We start from the raw sequence: 14,515 nt of genomic DNA on the forward strand, positions 1-14,515 counted from the left end.
TCAGATGTGCCCGTCCTCCAGCATTTCGGTCACAAGTGCCGCGATCTGGGACCGCTCGGACCTGGTGAGCGTGACGTGCGCGAAGAGCGGATGCCCCTTCAGCTTCTCCACGACGGCCACGACACCGTCGTACCGGCCGACGCGCAGATTGTCCCGCTGCGCCACGTCATGAGTCAGAATGACCCGTGAATTCGCGCCGATTCGGGACAGAACGGTCAACAGGACGTTCCGCTCCAGGGATTGGGCCTCGTCCACGATCACGAACGCGTCGTGGAGTGAGCGGCCGCGGATGTGCGTGAGCGGCAGGACCTCCAGCATGCCGCGCGCGGTGACCTCCTCGATGACCTCGCGGCTGGTGACCGCGGAGAGCGTGTCGAAGACCGCCTGCGCCCAGGGACCCATCTTCTCGGACTCGGAGCCGGGCAGATAGCCGAGCTCCTGCCCGCCCACCGCGTACAGCGGCCGGAAGACCATCACCTTCTGGTGCTGCCGCCGCTCCAGCACCGCCTCCAGGCCCGCGCACAGCGCGAGCGCGGACTTCCCGGTGCCGGCCCGGCCGCCCATCGACACGATCCCGACGTCCGGATCGAGCAGCAGATCCAGCGCGATACGTTGCTCCGCGCTGCGCCCCTTGATGCCGAAGGCCTCCCGATCACCCCGTACGAGCCGGACGTTGCCCTCGGACGTCACGCGCCCCAGGGCTTTGCCGCGCTCGGACTGGATCATCAGGCCCGTGTGCACCGGATACTCCGACGCCTCGGGGACGTACAGGGTCTCCTGCTCGAAGAGGAGGTCCACCTGCTCGCCGGAGAGCGTCAGTTCGGACATTCCGGTCCAGCCGGAGGAGCCGGTGATGGCGAGCTCGGCGCGGTACTCCTCGGCGAGGAGCCCGACCGACGAGGCCTTGATCCTGAGCGGGAGATCCTTCGACACGACCGTGACGTCGAATCCCTCGGCCTGCAGATTGCGGGCGACCGCGAGGATGCGGGAGTCGTTGTCCCCCAGGCGGTAGCCGCTGGGCAGCACACTGGGGTCCGAGTGATTGAGCTCGACACGTACGGTCCCGCCCAGCTCCCCGGTGGGGATGGGGGCATCGAGCCGGCCGTACTTCACCCGGTAGTCGTCGAGCAGGCGCAGGGCCTGCCGGGCGAAGTAGCCGAGTTCGGGATGGTGCCGCTTGGCCTCCAATTCCGTGACCACGACGATGGGCAGCACGACTTCGTGCTCCTCGAAGCGGTTCATGGCGTGCGGGTCGGCCAGCAGGACGCTGGTGTCGAGAACATAGGTGCGCCGGTCTGGCATACGGCGCTTAGTGCTGGTCACCACGGAAGGACGTACCCCCTCGGATGAGGTCGGGGAGCGACGGAGGAGAACTGGACCGGTCCGCGGCCGCGATACACGCGGGCCGAGAACCGGCCCTCCGCTTCGTCCGTACTGACCGCACGGTCGGGCTGGTGCAAAGGGCCTCCCGGGCGGACGGCCCCGTGCCGTCCGCTGAGATACGACACCCGTGGTTCGGGTGTCGACCTGGAAGGCTTATGCCCTTGAACTCGCACGCCCATGCCACGGCACATGACGGCGCCTTCGTTAACTCCAGATGACGTACGTCCCTGACGCGCCCCTGATAGCCCCCCAGAGGCGTTACCTCCGGGCCGCCGTCAGCCTCCGTAACGGCGGTGTCGCGCCGCGTAGTCACGCAGGGCGCGCAGGAAGTCGACCTTGCGGAAGGCCGGCCAGAAGACATCGCAGAAGTAGTACTCGGAGTGGGCCGACTGCCAGAGCATGAATCCGGACAGCCGCTGCTCGCCGCTCGTACGGATCACGAGGTCGGGGTCGGGCTGGTGGCTGGTGTAGAGGTGCTTGCCGATCATGTCGATGTCGACGTTCTCGGCGAGCTCCTCCATCGAGGTGCCCTTGTCGGCGTGGTCGAGGATCATCGAGCGCACGGCGTCGGCGATCTCCTGGCGGCCGCCGTAGCCGATCGCGACGTTCACGACTATCCCGTCGACGTGCCCGGTGGCCTCCTCGGCCTCCTTCAGGACGGTCTGCATCGGCGAGGGCAGGATGTCGGGCGTACCCACGTGGTGCACGCGCCAGCGGCCGTCGGCGGCGAGGGAGCGTACGACGTTCTCGATGATGCCGAGCAGCGGTACGAGCTCTTCCTTGGGGCGGTCGAAGTTGTCCGTCGACAGCAGCCAGAGGGTGACGACCTCGACGTCGGTCTCGGAGCACCAGCCGAGGAACTCCTCGATCTTGTCCGCTCCGGCCCGGTGCCCCTGGGCGGCCGTGCTGCCGGCCGCCTTCGCCCAGCGCCGGTTGCCGTCCATGATGACCCCGATGTGCTTGGGCACCTGGTCGTGGTCAAGGTGGCCTTCCACCCTGCGTGCATAGAACCTGACCAGCAAGCGGCGCAGGTTGTCGCGCAGGTTCACGTGTTTGTCAGCCCCTCCGTGCAGACGGCAGTCCCCGGGAACCGTGCAAACGGCGGTTCCCGAGGGCGACACCCTACCGCTGCGGGAGCGCCGCTTCCCCTTGGGGTACAAGGCCTCCCCGTGACCAGGCGATGCTGAGCGCCGGCCTCCGACACGGTCCCACCGGGGCTCTCGTGGACCGGGGCGGCGGCTTCGGGGCGTACGCCGGGCGCGTAAGAGCGCACAAAAAAACGGGCCGGTCCGTGGGGGGGAGACGGACCGGCCCGAGGGGGGGTTTCCACCATAACCCTTCGTAAGTGATGCTGCGTACATCGGCGTGCCACAACTACTCTCCGGAGTTGCCCCACAACGCCCGGGTGGGTGCGGAAGCGTTCATTCAGTGGCGGATCATGGCTGAATCACATCGAATTCCAAGGCAATCCACAGGAATCCGGAGGGAACCAGGGGGTTTGAGCGCGATCGCGGGACATTGGGCCACATGCCTCGGACGTACGCCCCAAGGGTGACGCGGGCGATGAACGCTCACTTGACGCCGATACCGATCCCTACCCCGACATCTCTACCGCCGACGCCGATTTCGGAGCCATGGCAACGTTCACGACCGCTCACACGCCGGAACCCGTACCTCTGGAGCTCGCCGAGTCGGGGCGGGCGCGGCGGCGCGGGCTGCTCGGGCGGGACGGGATCGAGGGGGCGCTGCTGCTGACGCCGGCGAGCGCGGTGCACACGCTGGGGATGCGGTTCGCGGTCGATGTCGCCTACCTGGACCGGAAGCTGCGCGTCCTGGCGGTGCGGACCATGCGCCCGGGGCGGATCGGGCTGCCCCGCTTCCGGGCCCGGCACGTACTGGAGGCGGAGGCAGGGGCGATGGAGCGGTGGGGTCTGCGGCGCGGGGAAGTGGTCCGCGTACGGGACTTCTGAGGCGGCCCGCGGACCGGCGAGGCGGGCGGCCCGGCGTCGGCGGCGGGCACCGCGCGGCCCCCTCCGCCGCGCGGTGCCGTCCCGCGCGACTTTGCTCACGCGAATTACCTTGGCTTGAACTTACGTGAGGCGAGGGGGTGAAAGGCGCCATCCGCGATAACGATGTGAAAAACGTGTGAGCTCTTCCGGGTTTTTCCCGGGAGCTCCCACCTGGCCCCGCCACCCGCCCCTGCCCGGACTCATCCGGACTGCGCGACGACCGGCACCTCTTTGCTCATTTCCGGGTGTTTACGGGCGATAATTTCCCGCATGTGACGATCGCCCCATTCGCCCAGCGGGAGCAGGGCGGTATTCAGTGCTTTGCCCAGCTCGGTCAGCGAGTACTCGACCCGGGGCGGCACCTCCCCGTACACCTCGCGACGTACCACCGCGTCCTGCTCCAGCTCGCGCAACTGCTGGCTCAGTACCTTCTCGCTGACCCCCTCGACATGGCGGCGCAGCTCACCGAAGCGCAGCGTTCCGCCCGCGTGCAGCGCCCAGAGGATCATCGGCTTCCACTTTCCGCCCACGACGTCCACGGCGGCGTCGAGACCGCAGCTGTAGGGACCTTTGCCCTTCGACATGGCCAACTCCTCCCAAGACCGGGCGGCGGACGGGACCTGACCCTTTCCGGGCCCGGCTCCGCCGTCACGCCATCCGCCATGCCAACGAGGATCACACGGGAGGCCGCGAGCACGACCCCATGGGCGACAACCACCGTCGGCGACAGGCTCATTCGCGCCACGCGGGTCGCGCGGCCATCTCGCAGGAACAGATGAATATGTATTCATTTACTCCGATACATGAACCAGGTGCCTCGCTACGATGACCGCATGGGCCACGGAGTCGACGAAGTCGACGAGAAGAGCAGCACCCGCGAACGTCTGGACGCCGTCGGCGCCGCGGACGTCGCAGCCACGCTCCAGGCCCTTGCCACGCCCTCCCGGCTGCGCATCCTGGCGCGCCTGCGGGAGGGGCCGTGCGCGGTCGGGGAACTGGCGGTGGCGGCGGGCCTGGAGCAGTCGGCGTGCTCGCACCAGCTGCGGCTGCTGCGGAACCTGGGGCTCGTCACGGGTGAGCGGCGGGGACGGTCCATCGTGTACGCGCTGTACGACCACCATGTCGCGGAGCTGCTGGAGCAGGCGCTGCACCATGTGGAGCACCTGCGGCTGGGGCTGCGGGACGAGGCGTAGTTACTCGTCGGGCTTGGGGTTACGCGTCCGGGGAAGGGGTTACGCGTCCGGCTTGCGGGCCTCGATGAGGTGGCGGGTGCTGTGGGCCACGAACGGGCCCAACTCCTCGATCTGCTCGTGCAGGCCGAGGAGTTGGGTCCTGTACTGGTCCACGGTGAAGCCGGGGACCATCCACACCACCTTCCGCAGGAAGTGCACGACGGCCCCGATGTCGTGGAACTCCATCCGCAGCCGCTCCGCACGCAGGTCGACGATCTCCAGCCCCGCGGCCTCGGCCCCGGCACGCTCCAGGTCCGGGTGACGGGCGTTGCGCCGGGCGTCGGGCTGCGGGCCGAGGAAGTACTCGACCACCTCGTAGGCGCTGTTGGGACCCACGTGCTGGGCGAAGTAGGTGCCGCCGGGTCTGAGGACGCGGGCGATCTCCGTCCAGTGCGCCTGGACCGGGTGCCGGCTCACGACGAGGTCGAACGCCGCGTCGCCGAACGGCAGCGGCGCGTCCTCCGGCGAGGCGACCACCACGGCGCCGCGTGGATGGAGGAGGGCGGTGGCCTTGGCGACGTTCGGGGGCCAGCCCTCGGTGGCGACCGTGAGCCTCGGCAACTCCCTTGCCGACGCGAGGACTTCACCGCCACCCGTCTGGAGGTCGAGCGCGGCCTGCGCCTTGGCCAGGCGCTCCCCCATCGCCCGCGCGTATCCCCAGGAGGGCCGCGCCTCGGTGGCCCGCCCCTCGAACCACGAGAAGTCCCACCCTTCGGTGGGGGCGGCTTCGGCCTCGGCGACGAGCTCTTCGAAGGTACGGCTGGGCTGGCTCCGGCTCATCGGTTGATGGTGGCAGGCAGGGATTCCGTGCCGCGACTGATTTCTCCGGGCGGTGTCGGTGGGCGGTGTCTGTGTCGGCGGGCGGTGTCGGTGGGCATGGTCGGTCCACATGGTCATCGTGCGCTGTCAGTGGGGACTGTTACGTTCGCGGCATGACGACTCCAGGGGCTGGAATGCCCTACGCCGGTGGCGAGAAGGAAAGCCTGCACGCGAGCCTCGACCACCATCGGGACATCGTGCTCTGGAAACTGGAGGGACTGGACGACGAGCAGCTGCGCCGGCCGATGACCCCGTCCGGTACGAACCTGCTGGGCCTGGTGAAGCACCTCGGCTCGGTCGAGTACGGCTGGTTCTGCTCGACGTTCGGCCACGACGTGGAGCCGCTGTGGTTCGACCCGAACACCGAGGAGGACATGACCGTCGGCCCCGGTGAGCCGACGGCCCGGATCGTGGACTTCTACGGGCGTGCCCGGGCGGCGGCCGACCGCGTGATCACCGAGCTGCCGCTGGACGCTCCAGGGAAGCCCCCATGGCGCGGCCACGGGGTGTCGTTGCGCTGGGTCCTCATCCACCTGATCGAGGAGACGGCCCGGCACGCGGGCCACATGGACATCCTGCGCGAGCTGGTCGACGGGGCGACGGGGAATCGGCGCCTGTCCTAGCCTCCTTCAGGCCGAGGCCTCTCGGAGTCGGAGTTGATGTCGAGTACGAGGAGGGTGTGGACATCTTCGCCGTGGCGGACCGTGCCGACGGGCTGGAAACCGTGTCGTTCCAGGAGACGGACCGAGGCGGTGTTCTCGGCGAACGGGTCGGCGTGGAGCGGGCGGGTCTTCTCCTCGCGGAGGAAGAGAGCGAGGGCTCGGGTGCCGATGCCCCGGCCCCAGTAGGCGCGGCCGAGCCAGTAGCCGATGAAGCGGCGGTCCTGCTCCCACCAGGCGACGATGTAGCCCGCCGGGCTGCCGTCCACGACGACCGTCCGTACGAGGCATGTGTCGTCCCCGAAGATTTTGTCGACCCAGTGGGTCATGAAGCGGTCGCGTGGCCGCGGGGTGAACCTCGATCGCCGGAGCGCCTCCGCGTCATGTTGCTGCTCGAAGAACACGTCCAGGTCGGCTTCTTCCACGGCCCTCAGGCATACGCGCTCGTCGTCGTCCTCGTCGTCGCTCATGCCGAGAGAGTCTGGCACCGGGCACTGACATCCGGCGTGAGCGACGACGACGGCTACGGCGGCCGGGGGCTTAAGGGACGAGGGGGCGTACGTCCTCGGCCACGAAGCGGATGAAGCCCTCGGGGTCGGGTTCGTCGGCGGTCGGCTGGAGGATCACGCTGTCGGCGCCCGCGTCCACGAGGCGCTGGACGGCCTTGGCGACCGTCTCCGCGTTTCCGGCGACTCCGAGGTCCGGGACCGACGCCAGGCCTTCCGTGTCCAGTTCGGCGTGGAGGCGGGCGGCGGCGTCCTGGCCGGTGGCGGTGAGGAGGTAGACGACCACGGTGTGCGGACCGTCCGCACCGTCGCTGAGGGAGGCCGACTTCCGCCCCTCGTCGATGAGTTGGCGGGCTTTCCGTACACCCTCGGGTGGGGTGCCCGCGGTGAGGATGGTCCCGTCGGCCGCCTCCCCGGAGAGCCGGAGCGTACGCGGTCCGGTGGCTCCGGCAAGGATGCGCGCCGCGGTCTCCGGGGGCCAGTCGAGGGCGACGCCGTCGAGTTTCACGTACCGGCCGTCCGTCGTGACGCGCTCGCCCCGCAGCAACGCGCGCAACGCCACGAGGTACTCCCGCAGCAGCGTCACGGGCGATTCGGCCCTCGCCCCGACCTGCCCCATCCAGTCCTGGACACCGTGGCCGACACTCAGCACCGCCCGGCCCGGGAACAGCCGGTGCAGTGTGGCGGCCTCCATCGCGGTCACGGCGACGTTCCGCAACGGCACGGGAAGCAGACCGACTCCCACGCGCAGCCGCTCCGTCCAGGCCAGGGCCGCGGCCGCCGCCGAGATTCCTCCTTCCAGGAAGCAGTCCTCCCACAGCCACAGCTCCTCCAGCCCCGCGTCCTCCGCGACGCGAGCCATGGTCCGTAGGCGTTCGGGGGGCAGTTGAGGCCGGAACACGGCACCGAGTGCAGTCATGCGGTCTTCCTACCCGGCCGCGGAGCGGGGGGACAACACCTTTGTCGCTTCGGGGGCGTGAACGCGCCGCGCACAGCTGACAGCCTGGTGGCGCGCAAGCCCCCGCGGTCCGTCCCGTGGCGGCGGGCCGCGTCGACTCCGGAGCGAGGTGTCCAGGCACATGGTGACCGCGGACTTCTGGTTGGACCCGTCCTGCCCCTACACATGGCTGACCTCCCGCTGGCTCGTCGAGGTCAGCAAGGTCCGGCCCGTCACACCACGCTGGCGCGTCATGAGCCTGTCGGTACTCAACGAAGGCCGCGACGACGACCCCGAGGGAGACCCGGAGGGCTACCTCTGGATACCGGTGCGGGTGTGCGCCGCGGTAGAGCAGGAGTACGGCCACGAGGCGCTCGGCGCGTTCCACGCGGAGCTGTGGAACCCCGCGCACCGCGACGACGGCTGGACCGATGCCCTTGCCAACGCTCTCGAACGGGCCGGTCTGCCCCGGCGCCTCGCGCAGGCCGGTACGTCGACGTCGTACGACGCGGCCGTACGCGCCTCCCACGCGGAGGCCATGAACGAACTCGGCCCCCACGTCGGCACACCGATCATCGCGACGACCACCGCCGCGGGCACCCGCGTCGCGTTCTTCGGCCCCGTCGTCTCCCAGCCCCTCACCGGTTCGCAGGCCGGGGATCTGTGGGACGGAACGCTGCTGGTGGCGGGAACCCCGGGCTTCCACGAACTCAAGGCGACGGCACACGCGGAGCCGAAGGTGTGAGCCCCCGCCGTTGAGCTTGGCCGGTCACTCGCTGTCGGGGGCCTTCGGCTCCGGTAGTGGATCAGCAACGAACGTGCCCTTGCCGTGCACAGTGACGATCAGCTCACGCTCGCGCAGCACCTGAGCGGCGCGCCGCACCGTCAAGTAGGCGACCCCGTATTCCGTTGCGAGGTCGCGCTCGGGGGGCAGGCGAGCTCCCGGCCGCAGCTCGCCCGCCGAGATGCGCGCAGCGATGTGGTCGGCGATCGCGACGTACACCAGCTGCGGTCCCTGCGGATCGAAGTCCGGAATTTCGTTCTGGCCACTCATAGAGCCACCGTAAGCACGCCTGACCTGCGAAGACCATCAATGAGCTATACAGAGCTTCACTGAGCTTGTACGGTCGAGACGTAAGAGACCCCGGCGACGGATGTGAGCCGTCCCGGGGCACGGTCAACGCCTCTTAGGAGTGTCAACGTGCTCGACCTTATCGTTCGATTCCTGGCATGGGTGCTCACTCTCTGCACCCCACGCGCCCGGGGCCGCCACCGCTTCGGCGCGCTCCCGCCGTTGCGGATCATCCCCGTTCCGCCGCCCCGCTTCACCGAGGTCCTCGACGGCAACGCATCCCGACTCGTACGCCCCTACGTCCTGGACCCCGCCGAACGCCGCCACCAACGCGAACGCCGCCGGGCCACCTACCTGGCAACCCTCGGCATCGACGTCGGCCCGGACCACATCCACGGCGTCCGCGTACCGGCGGCCTCCCGATGACGCGCCCCGCCGTACGGATGTGCGCCCGCTGCCAGGACACGACGGACGCCCCGGTCCTGGTCCACGAGGTGCACGCGGCGACGGGCCCCGGCTTCAACGTCTACGCATGCACCGAGTGCGCCGACCACTACCCGCCCATGACCGACGTGCTGGACCTGGAACTCTCAGAGACCACCCCGCGCCGCCGCTCCCGCCTCACCCTGCGCGTCTACACGGTCGACGCGGACTGCGCCGTGACCGAGGACCGGGGCCAGGTGGAGATCCTCACCGGCGGCCGAGCCGATCCACTACCGCGCACGTCGGCGTATCCGCCGTGCGGATGCCCACGCTGCCGGACGCGAGAGCACAGCACGGCCGAGGAGACCTGATGAGCAACGAACACCACCACGTCACCTGGAAGATCCCGCCGGAGCACCGAGGCGGCGCCCCCTCGCCTCTCCGCCATCCGCACGAAGGCATCGCGGCAAACCTGAGTCGCTAAGCACGTGCTTGCCTGGGACGGTCCCTCCGCGCCAGCGATGAGCACCGACTGGTGCGCCTACACGTGGGTCCCACGGCGGCCGGGCAAGAAGTCACACCGAAACGGTTTGCTATTTCCTTTGCTATTGCAGCACTACCCTGACGTAGTGGACTCCACTGAGCAGTACGGCAAGGACGAAGGCCCAGCCCGGAAGGTGAGCGTGTCCATGCCTGCGGACCTTATCGCCACGGTCAAGGCGCGCGTCGGCCCACGCGGATTCGGCCCTGTTCTCGTAAAGCTACGGCCAGGTGGTGTGTGGCACTGAGTCCTCGTTTCCCTGCTCTGGCTGTCTCGTTGAGCTGAACGAGTGACGGTGAGAGGGCGGGGCGGGTGCGGCAGGACTGGGAGCCGGAAGACCTGATTGAGGTCTGGACGCTGCTCGAAGACGACATGAAGAAGGTGCGGAACAAGTCGGGGACGACCCGGCTGGGATTCGCTCTGCTGCTGAAGTTCTTCGAGGTGGAGGCCCGGTTCCCGGAGTCCGCCAGGGAGATGCCCGCCGCGGCGGTGGAGTACGTGGCCCAGCAGGTGAAGGTTCCCGCTGGGGCGTGGGCGGACTATGACTGGCAAGGCGACCGGATCAAGCGGCACCGCAAGCAGATCCGTGCGGCGTACGGGTTCCGGGCGATCACCGAGGAGGACCAGGAGCGGCTGGCCGTGTGGCTGGCCGCTGAGTTGTGCCCGGTGGAGTTGTCGCGGGATCGGCTGGCGGCGGTAGTGGCCCGGTGCCGTAACGACCACGTTGAGCCGCCGGCCCCGGGGCAGGTCGGGCGGTTGGTGGCCAAGGCGGTCAAGGACTTCGAGGCCCAGTTCTGCCGAAGCAGAGTGGAGCGGCTCTCGCACGCGACCCGCTCGCGCCTGGAGGACCTGGTCGTCAGCAGCGAAGACGGGGCGTCCGAGGAAGCGGACAGCGAGGGCGCGGTGGCGGGCGGCGGGCGGTCGCACTTCGCCGAGCTGAAGACCGACCCGGGGGCGCCGGGGCTGGAGAGCCTGCTGGCGGAGGTGAACAAGCTCCAGCGCGTGAGGCGGCTGGAGCTGCCCGCGGACCTGTTCGCGGACGTGTCGGAGAAGCTGGTGGACGCGTGGCGGGCGCGGGCGTCGAAGGAGTACCTACTACGACAAGAAGATCAAAGAGGGCAAGCGCCACACACAAGCCCTCCTCTGCCTCGCCCGCCGCCGAGCCGACGTCCTCTTCGCCATGCTCCGCGACGGCACCTTCTACCAACCACCAACCCCGATCAACCCTTGACCAAAGTCATAGAGGCACCCCCCCGAGGGTCGAGCAGCGGACGTAGGCGATGCGGATGTCCGCACTCGGCGGGTCCGGGGCGATCGGTACCGACGGTGGGATATTCGGTCGCCACGCGCCTCGGGCGCGAGAGAGTCCGGGGCAATGTAGTGATCTTCAGTGATCGGGCTTCCGGCTGTCGGTTGGCAACCGGGAGCAGTCTGCTGAAGGTGTTTCGCGTGGCCACCGGGCGGTCCGCGATAGGCCCTGGGGTGGGACGTCAGCCCGAGGCACCGCTGCGGCGGGCGTAGGCGCGGGCGGCGCGGACACGGTCGCCGCAGCGTGTGGAGCACCAGTGGCGCCGGCCGTGGGTGCGCAGGAGGAACCGGTCGCAGGGGGCTGATCCGCAGGAAGCGAGGATGTCGGCGTCGGGCCCGGTGAGCAGGTCGGCGGCGTCGGCGGCGAGGGTCGCCAGTGCGTGGTTGACGGCCTGGTCGGTGGGGTGCGCCTGGATGCGGTGCAGGCCCCGGGCCCCGTCCCAGGCGAGGAGGGGGGCGGTGGGCACGGCCGTGAGGGCCTCGTTCACCGCGCGCAGGGACTCCTCGGGCGGGATGGTGGCATCGACGCGGGCGGCGAATACAGCGCGTATGTGAGCGCGCAGCGTGCGCATCCGCTGTGCACATACCTCGTACAGCTGTACCTGCGGGGTGGTCAGGTCGTGAGCGGCGAGCCAGTGCATGGCGGATTCCGGTGCGGCGAGCAGGTCGTAGCCCTGACCGGCGGGCAGGGTGGCGACGGTGTCGGCGAAGCCCAGGGAGCGGTACCGGTCGGCACCCGGCGCCGGAGGCAGAGCGGTCGGTGCTACGTCGGTGGCCAGGGTGTCGTCCATACCTCTCATGGTAGCGCTTGTGTTTTTCCGTGATACCTGCCTAGCCTGGAGTCACGGAAACCACAGGTTTTTTTCGTGAGAAAGGGAGACGTGATGTCTCAGCTCAACGCCAGCCAGGTCCCGGTCCGCACGTTCGGCGGTCCGACGGCCCTGTTCGAGTACGGCGGCCTTCGCTTCGTGACCGACCCGACCTTCGACGGCCCCGGCGACTACTCCAGGCCCGGTCGCCCGACCCTGACCAAGACCGCCCCCTCCACCGGCACCCCGGCCGACCTCGGCCGCGTCGACGTGGTCCTGCTCTCGCACGACGAGCACGCCGACAACCTCGACACCTCCGGCCGTGCCCTGCTCGCCGACATCCCGCTGACCCTGACCACCCCCGGCGGCGGGGAGCGCCTGGGCGAGACGCTGGGGGAGCGGGCCAAGGGCCTGGCCGACTGGCAGTCCGTCGAGCTCGAGCGCCGGGACGGCGGCCCCGGCGCCATCACCGTCACAGGCGTGCCCGCCATCCACGGCCCCGGCCCGCGCGAGGAGGTCGAAGCGAGCACCGGCCAGGTCGTCGGCTTCGTCCTGACCGGCGAGGGCCTGCCCACCGTCTACGCCAGCGGCGACAACGCCTCGCTCGACGCGGTCAGGGAGATAGCCGAGCGCTTCGCCCCGGTCGACACCGCCCTCCTGTTTGCCGGAGCACCCCGCTTCCCCATGGTCTTCGACGGCAACCTGATCGTCCTGGACAGCGCCCAGGCCGCCGAAGCCACCCAGATCCTCGGCGCCCGACATGTCGTGCCCGTCCACCACGACAGCTGGGCCCACTTCACCGAAGGCCGCGACGAGCTGAAGGCAGCCTTCGCCGCCGCGGACCTGACCGACCGCCTGGACCAGGACTGGGTGCAGCACGCCTGAGCCCGGACCGCCACGCATGAACCGAGACCTCGTGCCGGGGTCGGGGCCCGCAGCACACAGCACATCGGGACCCGACCCCGGCTGCGACCCCTCGTGGCGCCCCTTGCACCCTGCCAGAACGACAGAGAAGGATCGGCACGCCCGGTGGCGAACCTGCCTTGATCATCTCTGCTCGGCACACCTGTCCACCAGACCCCTGCCCTGTTCCCTCCCGTCGGCGTCTTCATTTCGTCGGCCACTTCTCACAAACGACCCTTTGCCGGAGCAAGATCAAAAAGGGTTGGACGGTGGCCGCCGAGAAGCGGATCGACTCTCAGAACCCGTTCGCACGCAAAGGTGACGGGAGGGGAGTTCTGAGACTTGCGTTGTGCGAAAATCAGGGTCCATGACGGCCCCTCAAGAACCCTCCGCCGGCCCTGAGGCCGAAGCCGATCTCGTCGAGCGCCATCCGTGCCCGAAGTGCAAGGCCGCACCCGGCTCGCCGTGCCGCTCGCGCAGCGGGGCAGTCACGAGCGCCTACCACACCGGCCGCTTCACCAAGGTGCCGAAACTGGCGAAGGAACTGCGGGTGCCGACCCCGGCCAACCGGGGGCCGGGGCAGCCCTGGCGCCCCGGCAAGCCGGTGCCCGCGGCCGTCGATCCCAGCCTGCCGAGCGCGGACATCCGCATCGGGTACGCCCGTTGCTCGCACCTCAGCCAGGAACTCGACTCGCAGCTGGACGCGCTCGCCAAGCACGGCATCAGCAGGGACAAGATTTTCAGCGAGAAGATCAGCACCCGGATCAAGGTCCGCCCGCAGTTCGAGGAGGCGCTGAGGACCGCCCGGGAGGTCAAGGCGCATGCCCCGCACTGCCGGGTCATCTTCACCGTGTTCGAGATGAAGAGACTCGGACGGGACGCGGCAGAGCTCACCGCCCTCGCGGACCATCTAACCGAGCACGGCCTGGTGCTGGAGATGCTCGCCGGGCCGCTGACCGGCATCTACGACCCCACCGGCCCCGGCAAGCTGCTGTTCGGCTTCTTCGCCGCAATGGCGGAGACCGAGCGGGAGAACATCCGCGAATCGACCCTGGAGGGGCTGGAGACCGCGGCCCGCAAAGGCAAGTACGGCGGCCGGCCCTCGGTCATCACCGACGACATGCTCCACACCGTCCTGCGGCGCCGCTCAGGCGGCGAGTCCGTCGAACAGATCCAGCCCGCCCTGATCATCCCCACCGGCAAGCGCAAGGGACAGAACCCCTCGGTCGCGAGCATCTACCGGGCGCTCGCCGAGCACGAGAAGGCCCAGGCGTACCCGGAAGCAGTCGAGACAGCACACGCCGACTTCGCAGCCCTTCAGCAGCGTGACCGCAGCCCTGTGTAGTCACTCAGCGCTACACGCCACCTGGCCGTAGCTATACGAGAACAGGGCCGATTCTCGGCGTACGTCAGCGCGGCAGTGGAACGGCGGATTCAGCGCGACCTGCTCGATGAGTTGTTCCAGGAGAAGGAGGCGGAAATCGGTCCGCCCACCCCTGAGATCGAGGAGCGGGCTGCAGCGACCTTCCGCGAGGCCGAGGCCCTGGCCGCGAACGCGTGCGCCGCGCAGGACCACGAAGGGAACGCGGGTCCGGAATGACACGCGCACAAGGCCAGTTGAGCCATGGCGAGCTGCACCTCGACAGTGAGGGGCTGAAGTGAGTGCACACCCGGCGGTTCTTGCGGCGGCCCTGCTCCGAGGTGTTGTCCGCGATCGGGTACTTCTCGCTGCAGCCGCGCATCACGAAGGTGACGTCCCCACCGAGACTGGTGGCCAACTGGCCTTGGACTGCCTCCACGCAGCTCCGGGTTCACTTCCGAGCTGTCCTTGGACTGGGATTTCCGGTTGCTGTGGGGGCCGCCCGCTTCTTTGTCAGTGTCGCGCTTCCACGACACTGGCAAAGAAGCGGGCGG

At 69.2% G+C, this 14,515-nt stretch carries 17 protein-coding genes and 3 pseudogenes; 11 read left to right on the forward strand and 9 right to left on the reverse strand.

Translation table 11 applies throughout. The features are described from left to right. Together AB0I18_RS39635 and AB0I18_RS39640 are read right to left on the reverse strand one after the other, a co-directional pair. Complete coding sequence (locus tag AB0I18_RS39635) at nt 1-1,326, reverse strand: PhoH family protein (RefSeq protein ID WP_363110585.1); 1,326 nt, start codon at nt 1,324-1,326, stop codon at nt 1-3. Nucleotides 1,327-1,658: 332 nt separating this feature from the next. Next, nucleotides 1,659-2,432 carry an isoprenyl transferase gene (locus tag AB0I18_RS39640; RefSeq protein WP_363110586.1) on the reverse strand — a complete coding sequence of 258 codons (774 nt, stop codon included), beginning with the start codon at nt 2,430-2,432 and terminating at the stop codon, nt 1,659-1,661. 585 nt (nt 2,433-3,017) lie between these two features. Between AB0I18_RS39640 and AB0I18_RS39645 the strand changes: the two genes are divergently transcribed. Beyond that, the gene (locus tag AB0I18_RS39645; RefSeq protein ID WP_363110587.1) at nt 3,018-3,353 is read left to right on the forward strand and encodes a DUF192 domain-containing protein; all 336 of its coding nucleotides are present in this window, start codon (nt 3,018-3,020) and stop codon (nt 3,351-3,353) included. A gap of 239 nt (nt 3,354-3,592) precedes the next feature. Here the strand turns inward: AB0I18_RS39645 and AB0I18_RS39650 are convergent, their stop codons facing one another. Further along, nucleotides 3,593-3,976 (reverse strand): helix-turn-helix domain-containing protein, encoded by a 384-nt coding sequence (locus tag AB0I18_RS39650; RefSeq protein WP_363110588.1) that lies wholly within the window; start codon nt 3,974-3,976, stop codon nt 3,593-3,595. A 249-nt stretch (nt 3,977-4,225) separates the two neighbouring features. On the opposite strand from AB0I18_RS39650, the gene AB0I18_RS39655 reads away from it, so the two are divergent. After that, nucleotides 4,226-4,585, forward strand: coding sequence for a metalloregulator ArsR/SmtB family transcription factor (locus AB0I18_RS39655; RefSeq protein ID WP_363110589.1), 360 nt, complete (start codon nt 4,226-4,228; stop codon nt 4,583-4,585). A 39-nt stretch (nt 4,586-4,624) separates the two neighbouring features. Here the strand turns inward: AB0I18_RS39655 and AB0I18_RS39660 are convergent, their stop codons facing one another. Next, nucleotides 4,625-5,404: a methyltransferase domain-containing protein gene (locus AB0I18_RS39660; protein ID WP_363110590.1), complete on the reverse strand. Its 780-nt coding sequence runs from the start codon at nt 5,402-5,404 to the stop codon at nt 4,625-4,627. A gap of 152 nt (nt 5,405-5,556) precedes the next feature. On the opposite strand from AB0I18_RS39660, the gene AB0I18_RS39665 reads away from it, so the two are divergent. Then, the gene (locus AB0I18_RS39665; protein WP_363110591.1) at nt 5,557-6,066 is read left to right on the forward strand and encodes a DinB family protein; all 510 of its coding nucleotides are present in this window, start codon (nt 5,557-5,559) and stop codon (nt 6,064-6,066) included. Here AB0I18_RS39665 and AB0I18_RS39670 read toward each other — a convergent pair. After that, the gene (locus AB0I18_RS39670) at nt 6,063-6,572 is read right to left on the reverse strand and encodes a GNAT family N-acetyltransferase (protein WP_363110592.1); all 510 of its coding nucleotides are present in this window, start codon (nt 6,570-6,572) and stop codon (nt 6,063-6,065) included. The genes AB0I18_RS39665 and AB0I18_RS39670 overlap by 4 nt on opposite strands. Nucleotides 6,573-6,642: 70 nt before the next feature. Beyond that, the gene (locus AB0I18_RS39675; RefSeq protein WP_363110593.1) at nt 6,643-7,527 is read right to left on the reverse strand and encodes an LLM class flavin-dependent oxidoreductase; all 885 of its coding nucleotides are present in this window, start codon (nt 7,525-7,527) and stop codon (nt 6,643-6,645) included. A 160-nt stretch (nt 7,528-7,687) separates the two neighbouring features. Between AB0I18_RS39675 and AB0I18_RS39680 the strand changes: the two genes are divergently transcribed. Continuing rightward, nucleotides 7,688-8,290, forward strand: a complete 603-nt coding sequence (locus AB0I18_RS39680) for a disulfide bond formation protein DsbA (protein WP_363110594.1) — start codon at nt 7,688-7,690, stop codon at nt 8,288-8,290. 24 nt (nt 8,291-8,314) lie between these two features. Here AB0I18_RS39680 and AB0I18_RS39685 read toward each other — a convergent pair whose 3' ends face one another. After that, nucleotides 8,315-8,599: a winged helix-turn-helix domain-containing protein gene (locus AB0I18_RS39685; RefSeq protein WP_363110595.1), complete on the reverse strand. Its 285-nt coding sequence runs from the start codon at nt 8,597-8,599 to the stop codon at nt 8,315-8,317. A gap of 147 nt (nt 8,600-8,746) precedes the next feature. On the opposite strand from AB0I18_RS39685, the gene AB0I18_RS39690 reads away from it, so the two are divergent. The 4 genes and pseudogenes from AB0I18_RS39690 to AB0I18_RS39705 form a co-directional block, all read left to right on the forward strand. After that, a complete protein-coding gene (locus AB0I18_RS39690; protein WP_363110596.1) occupies nt 8,747-9,043 on the forward strand; it encodes a hypothetical protein in 297 nt (98 codons plus the stop codon). Further along, nucleotides 9,040-9,411: a hypothetical protein gene (locus AB0I18_RS39695; RefSeq protein WP_363110597.1), complete on the forward strand. Its 372-nt coding sequence runs from the start codon at nt 9,040-9,042 to the stop codon at nt 9,409-9,411. The genes AB0I18_RS39690 and AB0I18_RS39695 overlap by 4 nt, the downstream gene beginning before the upstream one ends. A gap of 482 nt (nt 9,412-9,893) precedes the next feature. Continuing rightward, a pseudogene (locus AB0I18_RS39700) lies at nt 9,894-10,292 on the forward strand (DUF4158 domain-containing protein); the annotation flags it as partial. 382 nt (nt 10,293-10,674) lie between these two features. Further along, nucleotides 10,675-10,812 (forward strand): annotated as a pseudogene (locus tag AB0I18_RS39705) (IS110 family transposase); the annotation flags it as partial. A gap of 259 nt (nt 10,813-11,071) precedes the next feature. Here AB0I18_RS39705 and AB0I18_RS39710 read toward each other — a convergent pair. Continuing rightward, nucleotides 11,072-11,680, reverse strand: a complete 609-nt coding sequence (locus AB0I18_RS39710; RefSeq protein ID WP_363110598.1) for an ABATE domain-containing protein — start codon at nt 11,678-11,680, stop codon at nt 11,072-11,074. A gap of 93 nt (nt 11,681-11,773) precedes the next feature. Between AB0I18_RS39710 and AB0I18_RS39715 the strand changes: the two genes are divergently transcribed. From AB0I18_RS39715 to AB0I18_RS39725, 3 genes are all read left to right on the forward strand, one after another. Then, nucleotides 11,774-12,583, forward strand: coding sequence for an MBL fold metallo-hydrolase (locus AB0I18_RS39715; RefSeq protein ID WP_363110599.1), 810 nt, complete (start codon nt 11,774-11,776; stop codon nt 12,581-12,583). Between the two features lie 385 nt (nt 12,584-12,968). Then, nucleotides 12,969-13,946, forward strand: coding sequence for a recombinase family protein (locus AB0I18_RS39720; protein ID WP_363110600.1), 978 nt, complete (start codon nt 12,969-12,971; stop codon nt 13,944-13,946). Between the two features lie 75 nt (nt 13,947-14,021). After that, nucleotides 14,022-14,201, forward strand: a complete 180-nt coding sequence (locus tag AB0I18_RS39725) for a hypothetical protein (protein WP_363110601.1) — start codon at nt 14,022-14,024, stop codon at nt 14,199-14,201. A 67-nt stretch (nt 14,202-14,268) separates the two neighbouring features. Here the strand turns inward: AB0I18_RS39725 and AB0I18_RS39730 are convergent. Beyond that, a pseudogene (locus tag AB0I18_RS39730) lies at nt 14,269-14,397 on the reverse strand (OmpA family protein); the annotation flags it as partial. Nucleotides 14,398-14,515: the final 118 nt, after the last annotated feature.

Source organism: Streptomyces sp. NPDC050704 (genome assembly GCF_040654355.1).
Lineage (GTDB): Bacteria > Actinomycetota > Actinomycetes > Streptomycetales > Streptomycetaceae > Streptomyces.